15 protein-coding genes are annotated in these 15,049 nt (G+C 71.2%); 3 read left to right on the top strand and 12 right to left on the bottom strand.

The genetic code is table 11. The features are described 5' to 3' along the window. Window positions 1-101: 101 nt before the first annotated feature. A complete protein-coding gene (locus ACFZDJ_RS08405) occupies window positions 102-1,412 on the bottom strand; it encodes a cation:proton antiporter (RefSeq protein WP_391057103.1) in 1,311 nt (436 codons plus the stop codon). Next, a complete protein-coding gene (locus tag ACFZDJ_RS08400; RefSeq protein WP_168493630.1) occupies window positions 1,409-1,855 on the bottom strand; it encodes a nuclear transport factor 2 family protein in 447 nt (148 codons plus the stop codon). Before ACFZDJ_RS08400 ends, ACFZDJ_RS08405 begins: the two co-directional genes overlap by 4 nt. Before the next feature lie 236 nt (window positions 1,856-2,091). Between ACFZDJ_RS08400 and ACFZDJ_RS08395 the strand changes: the two genes are divergently transcribed. The 3 genes from ACFZDJ_RS08395 to ACFZDJ_RS08385 all read left to right on the top strand — a co-directional run bounded on the left by ACFZDJ_RS08395 (window position 2,092) and on the right by ACFZDJ_RS08385 (window position 4,848). Next, on the top strand, window positions 2,092-2,787 hold the full coding sequence (locus tag ACFZDJ_RS08395) for an antibiotic biosynthesis monooxygenase (RefSeq protein WP_054237220.1): 696 nt from the start codon (window positions 2,092-2,094) through the stop codon (window positions 2,785-2,787). Window positions 2,788-3,091: 304 nt separating this feature from the next. Then, window positions 3,092-4,045, top strand: coding sequence for an SRPBCC family protein (locus ACFZDJ_RS08390; protein ID WP_391057100.1), 954 nt, complete (start codon window positions 3,092-3,094; stop codon window positions 4,043-4,045). After that, a complete protein-coding gene (locus ACFZDJ_RS08385) occupies window positions 4,042-4,848 on the top strand; it encodes a 4'-phosphopantetheinyl transferase family protein (RefSeq protein WP_384908419.1) in 807 nt (268 codons plus the stop codon). Before ACFZDJ_RS08390 ends, ACFZDJ_RS08385 begins: the two co-directional genes overlap by 4 nt. Window positions 4,849-4,998: 150 nt before the next feature. Here the strand turns inward: ACFZDJ_RS08385 and ACFZDJ_RS08380 are convergent, their stop codons facing one another. The 10 genes from ACFZDJ_RS08380 to ACFZDJ_RS08335 all read right to left on the bottom strand — a co-directional run bounded on the left by ACFZDJ_RS08380 (window position 4,999) and on the right by ACFZDJ_RS08335 (window position 15,018). Next, window positions 4,999-5,271, bottom strand: a complete 273-nt coding sequence (locus ACFZDJ_RS08380; RefSeq protein WP_391057098.1) for an acyl-CoA carboxylase epsilon subunit — start codon at window positions 5,269-5,271, stop codon at window positions 4,999-5,001. Between the two features lie 14 nt (window positions 5,272-5,285). Then, on the bottom strand, window positions 5,286-6,854 hold the full coding sequence (locus ACFZDJ_RS08375; protein ID WP_067384835.1) for an acyl-CoA carboxylase subunit beta: 1,569 nt from the start codon (window positions 6,852-6,854) through the stop codon (window positions 5,286-5,288). A 45-nt stretch (window positions 6,855-6,899) separates the two neighbouring features. Further along, window positions 6,900-7,214 carry an acyl carrier protein gene (locus ACFZDJ_RS08370; RefSeq protein WP_384908417.1) on the bottom strand — a complete coding sequence of 105 codons (315 nt, stop codon included), beginning with the start codon at window positions 7,212-7,214 and terminating at the stop codon, window positions 6,900-6,902. Continuing rightward, window positions 7,198-8,544: an MFS transporter gene (locus ACFZDJ_RS08365; RefSeq protein ID WP_391057096.1), complete on the bottom strand. Its 1,347-nt coding sequence runs from the start codon at window positions 8,542-8,544 to the stop codon at window positions 7,198-7,200. The genes ACFZDJ_RS08370 and ACFZDJ_RS08365 overlap by 17 nt, the downstream gene beginning before the upstream one ends. A 4-nt stretch (window positions 8,545-8,548) precedes the next feature. Further along, window positions 8,549-9,448 carry an alpha/beta hydrolase gene (locus tag ACFZDJ_RS08360; protein ID WP_384908784.1) on the bottom strand — a complete coding sequence of 300 codons (900 nt, stop codon included), beginning with the start codon at window positions 9,446-9,448 and terminating at the stop codon, window positions 8,549-8,551. A gap of 122 nt (window positions 9,449-9,570) precedes the next feature. Next, window positions 9,571-11,046 carry an FAD-dependent monooxygenase gene (locus ACFZDJ_RS08355; protein ID WP_391057094.1) on the bottom strand — a complete coding sequence of 492 codons (1,476 nt, stop codon included), beginning with the start codon at window positions 11,044-11,046 and terminating at the stop codon, window positions 9,571-9,573. A gap of 166 nt (window positions 11,047-11,212) precedes the next feature. Next, a complete protein-coding gene (locus ACFZDJ_RS08350) occupies window positions 11,213-12,835 on the bottom strand; it encodes an FAD-dependent monooxygenase (RefSeq protein ID WP_391057091.1) in 1,623 nt (540 codons plus the stop codon). Window positions 12,836-12,837: 2 nt separating this feature from the next. After that, the gene (locus ACFZDJ_RS08345; RefSeq protein WP_168509678.1) at window positions 12,838-13,773 is read right to left on the bottom strand and encodes an aromatase/cyclase; all 936 of its coding nucleotides are present in this window, start codon (window positions 13,771-13,773) and stop codon (window positions 12,838-12,840) included. Window positions 13,774-13,823: 50 nt separating this feature from the next. After that, window positions 13,824-14,609, bottom strand: coding sequence for a 3-oxoacyl-ACP reductase FabG (gene fabG, locus ACFZDJ_RS08340; RefSeq protein WP_384908409.1), 786 nt, complete (start codon window positions 14,607-14,609; stop codon window positions 13,824-13,826). Window positions 14,610-14,742: 133 nt separating this feature from the next. Then, window positions 14,743-15,018 (bottom strand): acyl carrier protein, encoded by a 276-nt coding sequence (locus tag ACFZDJ_RS08335; protein ID WP_054237212.1) that lies wholly within the window; start codon window positions 15,016-15,018, stop codon window positions 14,743-14,745. Window positions 15,019-15,049 lie beyond the last annotated feature (31 nt).

Raw genomic sequence — 15,049 nt, 5'->3', positions numbered from 1 at the left:
TCTCGGATACGGGGTTACGGAGTTACGCGGTTACGGAGTTCGGGGGTTGGGGGTACCGGGTTCGGGGTGCCCGGTTACGGGGGTGCCGGGGGCGTTCCTGATCAGGCGGCGCGCGAAGCCGGGGCCTCGGACGGCTCGGACGGCTCGGGCACGACGGCCGGCACCGGGCGGCGCCTGGACAGCAGCGGACCCGCCATCGCCGTCGTGACGAGCGCCATGATCACGAGCATCGTGAACATGCGGGTGTCGAGGACGCCCAGGCTGACGGCGGCGTTGAGGATGATGAGTTCGGTCAGGCCCCGGGTGTTCATCAGCAGCCCCAGGTCCTTCGACTCACGCCAGGAGAACCCGGCCAGCCGCGCCGGAAGGATGGCGCCGACCAGCTTGCCGGCGCAGGCCACGACGATGATCGCGACGAGCGCGACGAGGTCACCGGCGGTGAGCGAACCGAGGTCCACGCCGAGCCCGGTGACGATGAAGAAGACCGGGAGCAGCACGACGCTGACGTGGTCCATGGGCTTGCGCAGATGCTCCGCGAGAACCATGGCGGGCTCACGGGGCATCACGAACCCGAACAGGAAGGCCCCGAAGATGGCGTGGATGCCGATCCAGGTGGTCAGCCAGGCCGAGGTCAGGGCGCCCGCGCACAGCACCGCGAGCAGCGCCGACCAGCGCTCGGTGGCAGCCCAGCGCCATACCAGCCGGGCCACCAGCGGCCGTACGACCAGCAGCATCCCGGCCACGTAGAGCGCGCTGCAGAGGCCGATGCGGGCGAGGTCGGAGTAGTTCCCGTTCGCCGTGACCAGGGCCGAGACATAGGCCAGCAGGCACCAGGCGAGCAGGTCGTCGATGGCGGCGCTGGCCAGCGAGAGCGAACCGGCCCGGGTGTCCAGGAGCTTGTTCTCGGTGAGGATCCGCGCCAGGACGGGGAAGGCGGTCACCGACATCGCGGTGCCGATGAAGGTGGCGAACGCGACGAAGGAGATGTGGTGTCCGGCCACCGTGGAGTGCTCGTCGTAAAGGAAGGGGGCCAGCGCCACACCCAGGCCGAAGGCCATCGCGATCGACGAGAGCGATACGCCCGCGGCGAGCCGGGCGTGCGGCTTGATCAGGCGCTTCTCGAACTCCCAGCCGACCACGAACATGAACAGGATCAGACCGACCTGGGAGACCGCGGACAGCAACGGCCTTACGTCGGCGGGGAAGAGGCGCTCGGTGAGGTTCCCCGGCAGCAGGCCGAGGACGCTCGGGCCGAGCAGGACGCCCGCGGTGATCTCGCCGACCACCATCGGCTGACGCAGCTTCTGCGCGAGCCGGCCGAGTGCGGCGCCGGCCACGAGCACCACGCCGATGTCGGCAAGCATGATCGCGAGTTTCATGTCCTGGGGACTGGCCGCCGCCAGCGTCGTCATTGGGGCTCCCGGGGTCGGGGCGGGGTGCCGCGGGTCCACAGCACGCGGAAGGTCAGGGAGGAGAGCCGCCAGCCCTCCGCGGCGCGGCGGGCTTCGCCGGTCGCGAGGGTGCCGACCTGGAACAGGGGCTCGTCCGCCGCACCGGGGTGGTGCGCATGCGTCGAGACGAGGTTGGCGCGCAGCACGGCCCGCTCACCGGCGTCGTCGAGGTCGACGACCGCGGGCGAACCGAGGTGCTGGGTGGCGGCGAAGGCCGCCAGCGCGTCACGGTGGTAGCCGGCGAGTCCGTCGAGGCCCTCGTGCCGGCTCATCGGGAACTCGACCAGGGCGTCCTTCGTGAAGAGCCCCCGCGCCCACGCGTCGTCGAGTTCGTCGTCGTCGAGACCGATGAGGTACCGGTCAAGGAGAGTGGATATCTCTAATACTTCCGGGCCTGGCTGCATTACCCGAGCATGGCGCCCGCGCCAATCGGCAACCAAGGCCGCTTTTCACAGCCCTGACGAAGTTGAGAAAGATCTGACACCGCACTCAAACAATTGACAAAAGCGCCGCCAATCCTGAAGTGCCGACCCTTTCACATGGGCAGATCTTCTTGCCATGCTGCATTCGTAGCTCCATTCGTAGCTCCACCCGCACCTTCATTCGCACTCCCATTTCCTCGAACGGAAGAGACGAGAGAATGCCGAAGATCGCAGCCGATGGTCAGCACCTGACCGTTCTCAACCTGTTCTCGACCGACGCCGCCGAGAAGCAGGTCAAGCTGCTCGCCGCGATGCGCCAGATCGTCGACACGGCGGCCTACGAGGGCTGGATATCCAGCACGGTCCACGCCGGGCAGGACAAGCCGGGAACGGCCAACTTCATCCAGTGGCGCAGCACCGAGGACCTGGAGAGCCGTTACGCCGGTGAGGAGTTCAAGCACCGCACCCTCCCGCTCTTCGGTGAGATCACCACCTCGATCCGTCTGCTCCAGAACGAGATCGCCTTCACGCAGCAGAAGCCGGAACTGGGCGGCGTCACCGAGATCTCCCCGTCCCGCGACGACTACACGGCCATCGAGCTGTTCGGCGTGCTGCCGGAGAACCAGGAGGACCTGATCGACGCCCTGGGCGAGTCCCAGACGTGGCTGGTCGACGTCCCCGGCTACCGCACCCACACGGTGCTGCGCGGCCTGCGTGCCCGTGGCATCGAGGGCAAGTTCGTCGTCGTCTACTCCCAGTGGGACAGCAAGGAGGCGTACGACGCCTTCCGCTCCGTGCCCCAGGGCGAGCGCTCCCCGGAGCGCCAGAAGGTCGACGCCCGCGTCGCCGCGCTCCAGACCTGGCAGGACGAGAACACCTACCAGGTCGTCCACACCCGCTCCGCGGGCGAGTGAGCCACCCGGTGGCGGGCCGACCGGTCGGGCGGCGGTCGGCCCGTCACCGGGTCTGCACGTTGTTTCACGTGAAACACCCGCACGGCGGCTCTGAAGACATGGCAGCCCCGCCCGCACGGCAGACCCACGCACAACAGAAGCACGTATGACAGATCGCGCACGGACGCGGACGCACGGGCGCGTTCCCATCCCCACTGGCTGGCCGCTGCCGGGAATCCCCCACCCGGCAGCGGCTTTTCTGTCCGTCACGTTCCCGTTCCCGTCCCGCCCCCGCGCGCCACACCAGGACGAGGAGACAGCACGCATGGAACACCCGGGCATGCGCCAAGTCGCGCACGAGATCACCATCGCGGTCCCGGCGGACACCGTCCACCGGCTGATCGCCGAGGTGGGGAACTGGCCGCGGATCTTCCCCTCGGTCATCCACGTCGAGTACGAGGAGGCTCCCGAGGGCGAGGAGCGGCTGACGATCTGGGAGACCGCACCGACCGCGGCGGGCGAACCTCGCTGCCGTCCGCTGCGCCGGATCGTCGAACCCGCCAAGCTGCGGGTCAACTTCCAGCACCTGGTCACCACGGCCCCCGTCGCCGGCCTCGGCGGCGCCTGGCTCGTCGAACCGCTCGGAGAGAACGCGTCCCGAGTACGGCTGCTGCACGAGTTCCGGGCCGCCGACGACGACCCCGGGGCCCTGGACCGGATCGGCGCCGAGATCGACCGGAGCGCCGTCGCGGAACTCGCGGCGCTGAAGGAGAACGCGGAACGCGAATACGCCGACGCCGAGTTGACGTTCTCGTTCGAGGACACCGTCCACGTCGTCGGGTCCGCCAAGGACGTGTACGCCTTCATCAACGAGGCCCACCTGTGGTCGGAACGTCTGCCGCACGTCGCGACGGTCCGTCTGGAGGAGGACACCGTGGGGCTCCAAACCCTGGAGATGGACACCCGGGCCAAGGACGGCTCCGTCCACACCACCAAGTCCTACCGGGTGACCTTCCCCCACCAGCGCATCGCGTACAAGCAGGTCACCCTGCCCGCCCTGATGACCCTGCACACCGGTCACTGGACCTTCCAGGACACCGACCAGGGCGTCGCGGCGACCTCCCAGCACACGGTCACCCTCAACACGGACAACATCGAGAGCATCCTCGGTGACACCGCCACCGTCGCCGACGCGCGCGAGTACGTCCACACCGCTCTGTCCACCAACAGCCTGGCCACCCTGAACCATGCCAAGGCTCACGCGGAGGGCCGCCGTTGACCCCGACGGTGCGCCGGCTCGCCGTAGCGCGAGGGGAGTTGGACGTGTGGCTGCTGCCACCGCCCGACTCGCCGCGTGACGTCCCGTACGACGAGCTCGACGCGTACGAGAGAGGTCGGGCCGACTCCTATCGGCGGCCCGACGACCGCCAGATGTACGCCGCGGCGCACGTGGGACTGCGCCGGGTCCTCGCCGGTTACACCGGCATCGAACCGAGCCGGCTCAACCTCGCCGGCGAGCGGTACAACGGCAACGGTGAACGCCACGGCAAGCCCGTGGTGCTCGGCGTGCCCGGCGGCGCCCCCCAGTTCTCGCTCTCGCACAGCCACGGCCTGGCGATCGTGGTGGTGGCGGAGTCACGGGTGGGCGCCGACGTCCAGCGGCTGCCGTCGCCCCAGACCGCCGAGGCGTGTCTGCCGGCGCTGCATCCGGCCGAGCGGGAGGAGCTCGGGAAGATTCCCGAGCACGAACGGACCATGGCCTTCGGCCGCCTGTGGACACGCAAGGAGGCGTATCTGAAGGGGCTGGGCACCGGGCTGACCCGGGGAGCCGACCTCGACTACCTCGGTGAGGCGGGGCTGGCCGAGCGGCCGACGGGTTGGGTGGTGGGCAACCTGCCCCTGTGTTCCACCCACATCGCGGCGGTGGCGCTGGCCGGGGCGGGAGATCGGCCCGTCGCCCTTCGCGCCGTGCCTACCGCTTATCTCTACGCCCCGGACGCGGTGGAGCGTCTTGTGGAGATGGAACCGGGGCTGCGGTCGATGCTCCGGGATCCTGCTCAGCATGGGGATCTGGAGCGCTGAGGAGATGGGGGGACTGCGGGTCGGGCTCAGGGTGCGGGTTGTCGTGGGCTGGTCGCGCAGTTCCCCGCGCCCCTGAGGGGGCACGACCAAGGGGCCGGAGAGTTCTGGTGAACTCTCCGGCCCCTTCGGGCTGTGGTGCCCGTGACGGGTTCAGGCCGCCGCTCGCCAGGTGCGGGGGCCGTCGAAGCCGGTGACGCGTTCGGGGCGGCGCCACAGGGCGACGACCTGGTGCTTGCGGGCCGTGTCGTCGGGTGCGACGCCGGGGCCCGCGGTGACGGCCATCAGTACCGCGGTCAGCGCGGCCAACTCCTCCGGGGAGGGGCAGCCGCGCTCGATCCGGAAAAGCGGACCGGACGCGGGTTCCAGGACGGGATCGGGGGCGGGATCGGGAACGGGGACAAGGGCGGGGCGCTGGATGCTCATGGTTTCCTCCCTGCTCACTGAGGCGGGTTGCCGTGCTTGCGGCGCGGCAGCTCGGCGTGCTTGGCCGCGAGCATGGCGAGCGAACGGGCCAGGACCGCCCGGGTCTCGCGCGGGTCGATGACGTCGTCGACCAGCCCACGTTCGGCGGCGTAGTAAGGGTGGACCAGCTCCTCCTTGTACTGGTCGATTTTCTCTTGACGCATCGCGTCGGGATCGTCCGCGGCCGCGATCTCCCGCCGGAAGACCACGTTGGCGGCCCCCTCGGCCCCCATGACCGCGATCTCGTTGGTCGGCCAGGCCAGCGCGATGTCGGCGCCGATGGAGCGGGAGTCCATCACGATGTACGCGCCGCCGTACGCCTTGCGCAGCACCACCGAGACCCGCGGCACGGTCGCGTTGCAGTACGCGTACAGCAGCTTGGCGCCGCGCCGGATGATGCCCTCGTGCTCCTGGTCCACGCCCGGCAGGAAGCCGGGCACGTCGACCAGCGTGACCAGCGGGATGTTGAAGGAGTCGCAGAACTGCACGAACCGCGCGGCCTTCTCGCTCGCCTTGATGTCCAGGACACCCGCCATGGCGGCTGGCTGGTTGGCGACGATGCCGACGGTGTGGCCGTCGATCCGGGCCAGCGCGCAGACGATGTTCGGCGCCCAGCCCGCGTGCACCTCCACGTAGTCGCCGTCGTCGACGAGCTCCTCGACGACCCCGCGCATGTCGTACGAGCGGTTGCCGTCGTGCGGCACCAGGTCGAGCAGCACGTCCCCGGACCGGTCGCCCGGGTCACCGCTGACGTGGCGCGGCGGCAGCTCACGGTTGTTGGACGGCAGCAGCGACAGCAGATAGCGCACCTCGGCGAGGCAGCTCTCCTCGTCGTCGTGGACGAAGTGCGCCACTCCGGAGACAGCGCCGTGCACGTCCGCGCCGCCGAGCCCGTTCTGGCTGATCTCCTCGCCGGTGACCGCGCGGACCACGTCGGGCCCGGTGATGAACATCTGCGAGATGTCCCGGACGGCGAAGATGAAGTCGGTCAGGGCGGGCGAGTACGCCGCGCCGCCCGCGCACGGGCCCAGCATCACGCTGATCTGCGGGATGACGCCGGAGGCCCGGGTGTTGCGCTGGAAGATGCCGCCGTACCCGGCGAGCGCGGAGACACCCTCCTGAATGCGGGCGCCCGCACCGTCGTTGAGGGACACCAGCGGCGCCCCGGCGGCGATGGCCATGTCCATGATTTTGTGGATCTTGCAGGCGTGGGCCTCGCCCAGCGCGCCGCCGAAGACACGGAAGTCATGGGCGTAGACGAAGACCGTACGGCCCTCGACCGTGCCCCAGCCGGTGATCACACCGTCGCCGTAGGGCTTCTTCGCCTCCAGGCCGAAGCCGGTCGCCCGGTGCCGGCGCAGCGGTTCGACCTCCTGGAAACTGCCCTTGTCCAGCAGTAGTTCGATGCGCTCGTGAGCGGTCAGCTTGCCCTTGGCGTGCTGTCGTTCGGTCGCCTTCGGGTCCTGCCCGGCACGGGCGATGTCCTTGCGTTCGGCCAGCTCCATCAGCCGGCCGCCCAGTTCGATGGGTATCGCGGGCTCCATGTACGGATCTCCCATTCAAGTGGATCAAGAGGAAAGACGGTTCGGTCAGCGGGCGAGCAACGCGGTCAGCTCGCCGACGGTGCTCTCCCGCAGCACCTCGGCGGGCACCTCGGCGTCGAGGGCGCGCCGGATCCGACGCCCCAGGTGCAGGGCGTCGAGCGTGTCCAGGCCCTGGCCGCGCAGCGGCAGACCGGGCGAGAGCCGGTGCCCCGGCGGGACCGCGAGCAGGTGGTGCAGTTCGAGGCGCAGACAGTGGCCGATGGTGTGGGCACGCGCGTCGGGGGTCATGGCGCGCAGCTGGACCGGGTCCGGGAGCCGGTCGAGCCAACTGCACGGGGTGTCGTCACTCAGGGGACTCATGGGGCTGCCTTTCAGGGAGAGGGCCGGGCCCGAGGAGTGCCGGTTCCGGCCGGTGGCTGGGAGGGAATCGACGTGTCCGCCCCGCGAGCAGCACCGCGAGCGCCGCCGCCGCCGAGGCGAGCCCTCCCACGTACAGGCCGGAGCGCGCACCGTGACGGACGGTGAGCCAGCCCACGAGGAGGGCGCCGAGTGGGGTGAGTCCTTGCAGGATGAGCGTGTAGAGCGCCATCACCCGGCCGCGGTAGGCGGCGTCGCTGCCCAACTGGATGCGGTGGTTGGCGGCCTGGGCGAAGTAGAGGGTGGCGAAGCCGGTCGGAAACAGCAGCACGGCCGCCCACACGTAGGTGGGCGACCAGCCTGCCGCCGTCTCGAGGAGCCCGAAGGCCAGTGCGGAGGCGGTGACGGTCAGGGCGGCCGGGCGGGCGCTGCGCGCGGTGGTGGCGAAGGCGGCGAGCAGCGAACCGGCGGCGAACGCCGTGGTCAGCAGCCCGAACGCGGTCGCGCCCGAGTGGAAGACGGTCTTGGCGAGCAGCGGCAGGGTGAGCTGGAAGTTGAAGCCGAACAGGCCGACCACGGCGACCAGCGCCAGCGGCACGAACAGGTCGCGGCGCCCGCGCACGTACCGCAGCCCGTCGACCACCTTGACCCCGCGCTCCGGCGGGGCCGTGCGCAGGAGTTCCCCCGGGCGCATCAGGCGCAGCCCGGTCACGGTGGCGAGATAGCTGGCCGCGTTGAGCAGCATGGCCGTCCCCGCGCCGACCGCGCTGATCAGCAGTCCGGCGAGGGCGGGACCCACCACGCGGGCGGTGTTGAAGTAGGCGGCGCTGAGCGCCGAGGCGTTGGGCAGCAGCTCGGGGCCGACCATCTCGCTGACGAACGCCATCCGGGTGGGCACCTCGACCGCGTTGACGGTGCCGAGGCCCAGCGCGAACAGATACAGCTGCCACAGCTGGGCGGAGCCCGCCAGGACGAGCACGGCGAGCGCCAGCGCGAGGACGCCAGAGACGAGGTTGGCGAGGGTGAGCAGCAGCCGTTTGTCGTGGCGGTCGGCGAGCCGGCCGCCGTACAGCGTGAACAGCAGCAGTGGGGTGAACTGGAGCGCGGTCACGGTGCCCAGGGCCGTGCCGGAGTCCCCTGTCAGGGAGAGCACCAGCCAGTCCTGGGCGGTGACCATCATCCAGGTGCCCGCGACCGAGACGACCTGGCCGGCCGCGAACAGCCGGAAGTTGCGCACGGCCAGGGACCGGAAGGGCGTACGACGGGTGCCGCCGCCCGCCGCCCTCCTGCCCCTCTTCGCCGTGTCCCTGGCCTTGGGCCGTGTGGTCGTCATGGCATCAAGGGGTCACGGACGCGCCCGCGGACCGGCGCGCGAGGCATTCCTCGAAGAACGCGAACGCGCGCAGGTGATAGGTGCGGGCGGCCCAGCCGAGACTGATGTTGTGCCCGGCACCGGGCTGACGGTCGACGGCGGCGGACGGGGCCGAGGCGAAGTGCGCGGCGAGGTCGGCGACGGTGTCCTCGTCGTGGTGCCACCACAGTTCCTGCTCGGCGAACGTCAGCCGCACCGGAACCTGCACGGCCGCCGCCGCGACCGGGAACCGCCGCGGCCACTGAAGTGCCTCGGCCTGCTCGCGCGGGGGCATCGGGGCGACCAGGGCCTCCGCCTCGCGGAAGGTGTTCGGCGGGTAGAAGCGCAGGGCACCCCAGTTCCGCTTCCAGTGCCGGTGCTGGTGCGGGTCGGGGCCGCCCTCCGGGTGGTCGACCGCGTAGTCCCGGCCGAGCCCGGAGATGTCGAGCCCGAGCAGCGGCGGTACGGCCGGATCCGGATCGCCGGCCTGGCAAGCGGCGTACGTCAGGGCGAGCTTGCCGCCGAAGGAGTGCGCGAGCAGGAACACCCCGGCGCCCGTCTCGGCGCGGCCGGCCAGGTGCCGCAACGCCGCGTGCAGCGCCGCGGACTGCTCGGCCAGGCTCTGACCGCTCGGGGCGTCCGCGGCGGACAGCCCGTAGCCGGGCCGGTCGACGGCGACCATGGTGTAGCCGAGCCGGGCGCCGAGGGCGAGCAGGGAGACGTCGGGGTGGGCCTGCCCGTCGAAGTACCCGGCGCTCATTCCTCCCCCGTGCACCGCGACGACCGTGGCCCGCGGTGGCCCGGACGGCTGGGCGATCAGCGCGGAGAGCGTGACGTCACCGGCCGCCAGGGCGACGGGGCGCACACCCGGGGACATCGTGGGCATGGCCGAACCGGTTACGGACGAGGGGATGGTCTCGACCGTGGGAACGCTCACTGGGGTACTTCCTCTCGTGTTCGTGCTCTCGTGTTCGTGCTCTCGTGTGGAACGGATGCCGGTGGTGGTTCTCAGCGGGCTTCGGGCGCGCCGAACCAGCGGTGCAGCGTCGCGCACAGCTCCGCCGAGCCGGTGTCCGCCCAGGCCACATAGCCGTCGGGGCGGACCAGCACCGCGGCGGCGCCGCCGAACGCGGCCGGGTCCTGCGGGGTACCGGTGACGACGGTGACGCGGTCTTTCCAGCGGGCGGCCGCCTCGCGCAGCACGGAGTCGTCGGCGAGGTCGAGCAGTACGCCCTGGGCGGCGTGGAGAAGTTCGGGTGTACGGACCTCGCCGACGGCGGTGTTCAGCGCCCGCGGCGGCAGCCGGCGCCCGACCAGCGAGTCTCCGGCGTCCCCGAGGTCGTAGCGGACGTCGAGGTGGCTGACCACCCCGGCGAGGTGCCGCTTGACCGTGTCGAGGCCGATGAGCTCGGCGAACAGATCGCGCAGCGGCTGCGACTCGGGGCCGCCGAGGAAGACCGTGCCCTGTGCCTTGGTGTTCATCAGCAGCCGCGCGCCGACCGCGTGACGCTCGTCGTGGTAGGTGTCGAGCAGTCCCTCGGGGGCCCGGTCCTGGACGGTCGCCGCGAGCTTCCAGCCGAGGTTGACCGCGTCCTGGACACCGGTGCTCAGTCCCTGGCCGCCGGCCGGCAGGTGAATGTGCGCGGCGTCGCCGACGAGCAGCACCCGCCCGCGCCGGTACTCGGTGACCTGGCGGGTGGCATCCGTGAAGGAGCTGACCCAGTCCGCGCCACCGCCGGAGATGTCCTCACCCGTCAACCGCTCCCAGGCCGCCGCCACTTCGGCGAACTCCGGGGTCTCACTGCGGTCGGCCGGCGGGGTGCCGTGCTCGCACACGATGATCCGGTCCACGCCCTCCTTCAGCGGGGCGGCCATCACCATGCCGCCGGGCAGCCGCTCGCCCAGGAAACGCGGCGGGATCTCGCAGCCGACGACATCCGAGAGGTACATGCCGCGGGTGGCGGGCGTACCGGGGAAGTCGAAGCCCGCGGCCTTGCGCACCGGGCTGTGCCCACCGTCGGCGCCCACCAGGTACGCGGCGCGCAGCCTGCGCTCGCCGTCGGGCGCGGCCACGGTGACGGTGACCCCGGTCCCGTCCTGCTCCAGCGCCAGGAACTCCCAGCCCCGCCGGATGTCGGCGCCGAGCTCACGCGCCCACTCCTCCAGGACCGCCTCCGTCCGGGACTGGGGGACGCCACGGGCTCCGAAGTGGGCGTCCTCCAGCACGGTGTAGTCGAACTGCACCCCGCCGAAGTGGCCCATCGGGCTCTTCTCCAGCCCGCCGAAGCGCGGGACAAGGCCGCGCTGGTCGAAGGACTCCATGGCGCGGGCGGTGAACCCGAGCCCGCGCGACTGTCCGGTGGGCCGCGCCAGCCGCTCGGCGACGATGACACTCACCCCGCCCAGCCGCAGTTCCCCGGCCAGCATCAGCCCGGCCGGGCCGGCGCCGACGACGATGACGTCCGCGTCCATCTGCGCGTCCATGGGTGTCCTCTCCTCGCGCGCCCGGGCGCGCGTCGCATCGGTGGGTGACGTGCGGTGCCTCAGCTGTGCGTGTGCTGGTCCGAGCTGCGCGTGTGCTGGTCCGAGCTGTGCCTGTGCTGGTCCGTGCTGCGCCTGTGCTCGTCGGTGACGGGCCGGGCGGTCGTTCTCAGTCGTCGTCGGCGGCCGGGGCGCCGAACCAGCGGGTCAGCGCCTGCTCCAGACCGGCCTGACCGGCCTGACCGGCCGGACCGGAATCGGAACCTGCCCACGCCACGTAGCCGTCGGGCCGTACCAGCAGGGCCTGCCCGATCGGCAGCGGGCCGTCGGCCGCGGGGCGGTCGGCGACGAAGGCGATCCGGTCCGACCAGGGGGCCGCCGTCGCGCGCAGCGCCGGGGCGCCGTCCCCGTCCAGGGACAGCAGCAACCCGCGACCGGTGCGCAACAGTTCGGTCGTACGGCGCCGCGCGCCACGCTCCGCGGACTCCAGCCACGCGTCCGGCAACCGCCGCCCGAGCAGCGGGTGTTTGTCGGAGTGGATCTCGGGGCCGACGCCGACGCCCTTGGCGGCGCCGGCCCCGAAGTCGTCGCCCCCGGCGCCGCGACCCTCGACGCTCTCGACGCCCTCGACGTCGTACCGGATGCCGAGGCCGCTGATCATCCCGGCGAGGTGCTGCCGTACGCCGTCCAGGGCCACGAGTTCGGTGAGCAGGGCGCGGGCGGGTTCGACCTCCGGGCCGCCGAGCAGCAGCTCGACCTGGGCCCGGATGTTGGCGAGGACCTGGCGTCCCACGGTGTGGCGCTCGGAGTGGTAGGTGTCGAGGAGGTCCTCGCCCGCGCTGCCGCGGACGACGGCGGCGAGCTTCCAGCCGAGGTTGAAGGCGTCCTGGACACCGAGGTTGAGGGCCTGTCCGCCGCTCGGCATCTGCCGGTGCGCGGCGTCCCCGGCGAACAGGACGCGACCGTGCCGGTAGCGGGAGAGCTGCCGGTTGGCGTCGCCGAAGGCGTTGACCCACAGGGGGGTGCCCTGGCTGATGTCCTCGCCGGTGACGCGCTTCCAGACGTCGGTGACCTCCGCGAAGTCCGGTTCGGCGCCGCCGCGTTCGGCGGCGGGCCGCCCGAACTCATGGACCATCACCCGGGTCACCCCCTCGCGGGTGGCGGCGATGGCGAGCCCGTGCTCCAGGCGCTGGAAGCGCCGGTCGGCGACCTCGACGCCCCAGACGTCGGCGCGCAGCAGTTCGCGTGCGGCGTCCCGGCCCGGGAAGGGGGCCCGGACCAGACGCCGTACGGTGCTGTCCTCGCCGTCGCAGCCGACCAGGTAGCGGGCCCGGATGCGGACGGGACCGTAGGGACCGATGGCCTCGGCCTCCACCCCGTCCTCCGCCGTGAGGGACAGCAGCTGGTGCCGGCGCCGCAGATCGGCGCCCAGCGCGGCGGCCCGCCGCTGCAACAGCTCCTCGGTGCGGGTCTGCGCCACCTTCCACTGCCCGGGGTGCGAGCTGGGCAGCGTCAGGTCCAGCGGTACGCCGCCGAAATGACCGCGCGGCTCGCACGGCGGCGTACCGAGCTCGTCCAGCAGCCCGCGGGAGTCGAAAATCTCCATCGTGCGGGCGTGCAGGGTGGAGGCCCGGGATTCGGTGGTCGGACCGGGGCGCTGGTCGACGACGACCACCTCGGCGCCGCCCAGCCTCAGCTCGGTGGCGAGCATCAGCCCGGCGGGGCCCGCTCCGACCACGAGGACGTCGGTGTCCAGGATGGTCGTGTCGGTGTCCTGATGGTCCGTCGTCATCGTCAACGCCTGTTCTCTGCGAAGGCCTTGGCGTGGGTGAGGGTGGCCCGGCTGTTGGTGGACAGGGCCGTGTGGACGTACTCGCGGGCGTCGGCGACGGTGGCCCCGCAGCCGAGGATGCTCTCGATGTTGTCCGTGTTGAGGGTGACGGTGTGCTGGGAGGTCGCCGCGACGCCTTGGTCGGTGTCCTGGAAGGTCCAGTGACCGGTGTGCAGGGTCATCAGGGCGGGCAGGGTGACCTGCTTGTACGCGATGCGCTGGTGGGGGAAGGTCACCCGGTAGGACTTTGTGGTGTGGACGGAGCCGTCCTTGGCCCGGGTGTCCATCTCCAGGGTCTGGAGCCCCACGGTGTCCTCCTCCAGACGGACCGTCGCGACGTGCGGCAGACGCTCCGACCACAGGTTCGCCTCGTTGATGAAGGCGAACACGTCCTTCGCCGAACCGTCGACGTAGACGGTGTCCTCGAAGGAGAAGGTCACCTCCTCCGCCGCGTGCGCGAACTCGACGTTCTTCTTCAGCGCGGCCAGCTCGGAGCGGCTGTTCTTGTCGACGGCCTGGTCGATCCAGAGGAGGTCGTGCGGGTCGTCGTCGACGGCGCGGTAGTCGTGCAGCAGCCGTACCCGGGACTCGTTCTCGCCGAGCGGCTCGATGATCCAGGTGCCGCCCATCGCGGCGACCGGCGGGGCGGTCACCTCTTGGCGGAAGGTGATGCGCAGGGCCTCGGGGTCCAGTTCGCGGCGCGAGGTCCAGTTCTTGGCCTCGCCGTTGGCGGTGGCCCAGATCCGTATCCGCTCCTGGGAGCCGTCGTGCTCCACGCGGTCCACGTGGATGGTGGGCGGGAAGATCCGGGGCCAGTTGGTGACCTCCGCCAGCAGCCGGTACACGGCCGGTGCGGGCGCGGCGATCGTGATCTCGTGCTCTACCTCACGGGTCGTCATGACGCTTTCTTCTCCATGGCTGGGTACGGGCTGCCGGTCGGTGGGGGTGCTCAGAAGTTGCCGAGTCCGCCGCAGACGTTGATGGCCTGCGCGGTGACCGAGGCGGCCGTGTCGGAGGCGAGGTAGGCGACCATGCCGGCGACCTCCTCGGGGGTGGAGTAGCGGCCGAGCGGGATCTTGGCCTGGAACTTCTCGAGGATGGCGTCCTCGGAGGTGTCGTAGGCGGCCGCGTATCCGGCGCGCACGCGCTGGGCCATCGGCGTCTCGACATAACCGGGGCAGACGGCGTTCACGGTGATGCCGGTGGGGGCGAGCTCATTGCCGAGGGCCTTGGTGAAACCGACCACGCCGTGCTTCGAGGCGGAGTAGGGGGCACCCAGGACCACGCCCTGCTTGCCGGCCGTGGAGGCGATGTTGATGATGCGGCCACGGCTCTTGTGGCGCATGCCGCCGGTGTTGAGCACCTCCCGCGTCAGCCGGAACACGCTGTTGAGGTTGGTGTCGATGACATCGGTCCACAGCTCGTCCTCGATGTCGGCGGTGACGCCGCCACCGGACCGGCCGGCGTTGTTGACCAGGACGTCGACGGTGCCGAAGCGGTCGACCGCGGCCTGCACGAAGGCGCCGACCGAGGCGGGGTCGCGGACGTCGAGGACCGTGCCGTCGGCGTCGATGCCCTCCTCCTGGAGGACCTTGACGGTCTCGGCGACGTTGTCCGCGCTGCGGGCGCCGATGAACACGCGGTGGCCGGCCGCGGCCAGCGCCCGCGCGGACGCGAGGCCGATGCCGCTGGTGGCCCCCGATATGAGAGCGACCCGCTTTTCCAGCGTTGACATGTGCTTCCTCTCCCTCTTGTTCTGCGGGACTGCGCTTGCTTCTGCGGGGCTGCGGCGGAGCCGGACCGGACGAGGTCACGAGGTCACGAGGTCAGGTGAAAGGTTTCGCCCGGTCCGGGAACGCCGTCGGGCGTCAGGCGGCGGCGGGCTCGTCGGCGCCGAACTGCTGGTTCACGGCCTCGATGAGGGCGCGCGGGGTGTCGGCGTCGGTCAGCAGGTCCTCGTCGAGGACGATCCCGTACTCGCGCTCTATACGGCTGCCGGTCTCCAGGAGGGCCAGCGACTCGTAGCCGAGGACTTCGAACGGCTCGTCGAGGATGTCGCCGTCGAGGTCGACGCCCTCGTCGACGCCGGCGCCCTCCTGGAGGATGCGGCGCAGGTCGTCCAGGGTGAATTCCGAAGTGGACACGTGGGTTCCTTCCCAGGTCGAAATGGATCGT

Source organism: Streptomyces sp. NPDC007896, assembly GCF_042959425.1.
In the GTDB taxonomy this organism is placed as follows: domain Bacteria; phylum Actinomycetota; class Actinomycetes; order Streptomycetales; family Streptomycetaceae; genus Streptomyces.
This window is presented reverse-complemented; position numbering and strand designations above follow the sequence as displayed.

What these genes read in the sequence shown, in the direction of transcription:
- ACFZDJ_RS08365 (WP_391057096.1), bottom strand. Translation starts at nt 8,544, where the DNA reads ATGACGACCACACGGCCCAAGGCCAGGGACACGGCGAAGAGGGGCAGG.
- ACFZDJ_RS08395 (WP_054237220.1), top strand. Translation starts at nt 2,092, where the DNA reads ATGCCGAAGATCGCAGCCGATGGTCAGCACCTGACCGTTCTCAACCTG.
- ACFZDJ_RS08375 (WP_067384835.1), bottom strand. Translation starts at nt 6,854, where the DNA reads ATGGAGCCCGCGATACCCATCGAACTGGGCGGCCGGCTGATGGAGCTG.
- ACFZDJ_RS08405 (WP_391057103.1), bottom strand. Translation starts at nt 1,412, where the DNA reads ATGACGACGCTGGCGGCGGCCAGTCCCCAGGACATGAAACTCGCGATC.
- ACFZDJ_RS08360 (WP_384908784.1), bottom strand. Translation starts at nt 9,448, where the DNA reads ATGCCCACGATGTCCCCGGGTGTGCGCCCCGTCGCCCTGGCGGCCGGT.
- ACFZDJ_RS08380 (WP_391057098.1), bottom strand. Translation starts at nt 5,271, where the DNA reads ATGAGCATCCAGCGCCCCGCCCTTGTCCCCGTTCCCGATCCCGCCCCC.
- ACFZDJ_RS08345 (WP_168509678.1), bottom strand. Translation starts at nt 13,773, where the DNA reads ATGACGACCCGTGAGGTAGAGCACGAGATCACGATCGCCGCGCCCGCA.
- ACFZDJ_RS08390 (WP_391057100.1), top strand. Translation starts at nt 3,092, where the DNA reads ATGGAACACCCGGGCATGCGCCAAGTCGCGCACGAGATCACCATCGCG.
- ACFZDJ_RS08355 (WP_391057094.1), bottom strand. Translation starts at nt 11,046, where the DNA reads ATGGACGCGCAGATGGACGCGGACGTCATCGTCGTCGGCGCCGGCCCG.
- ACFZDJ_RS08400 (WP_168493630.1), bottom strand. Translation starts at nt 1,855, where the DNA reads ATGCAGCCAGGCCCGGAAGTATTAGAGATATCCACTCTCCTTGACCGG.
- ACFZDJ_RS08370 (WP_384908417.1), bottom strand. Translation starts at nt 7,214, where the DNA reads ATGAGTCCCCTGAGTGACGACACCCCGTGCAGTTGGCTCGACCGGCTC.
- ACFZDJ_RS08350 (WP_391057091.1), bottom strand. Translation starts at nt 12,835, where the DNA reads ATGACGACGGACCATCAGGACACCGACACGACCATCCTGGACACCGAC.
- fabG (WP_384908409.1), bottom strand. Translation starts at nt 14,609, where the DNA reads ATGTCAACGCTGGAAAAGCGGGTCGCTCTCATATCGGGGGCCACCAGC.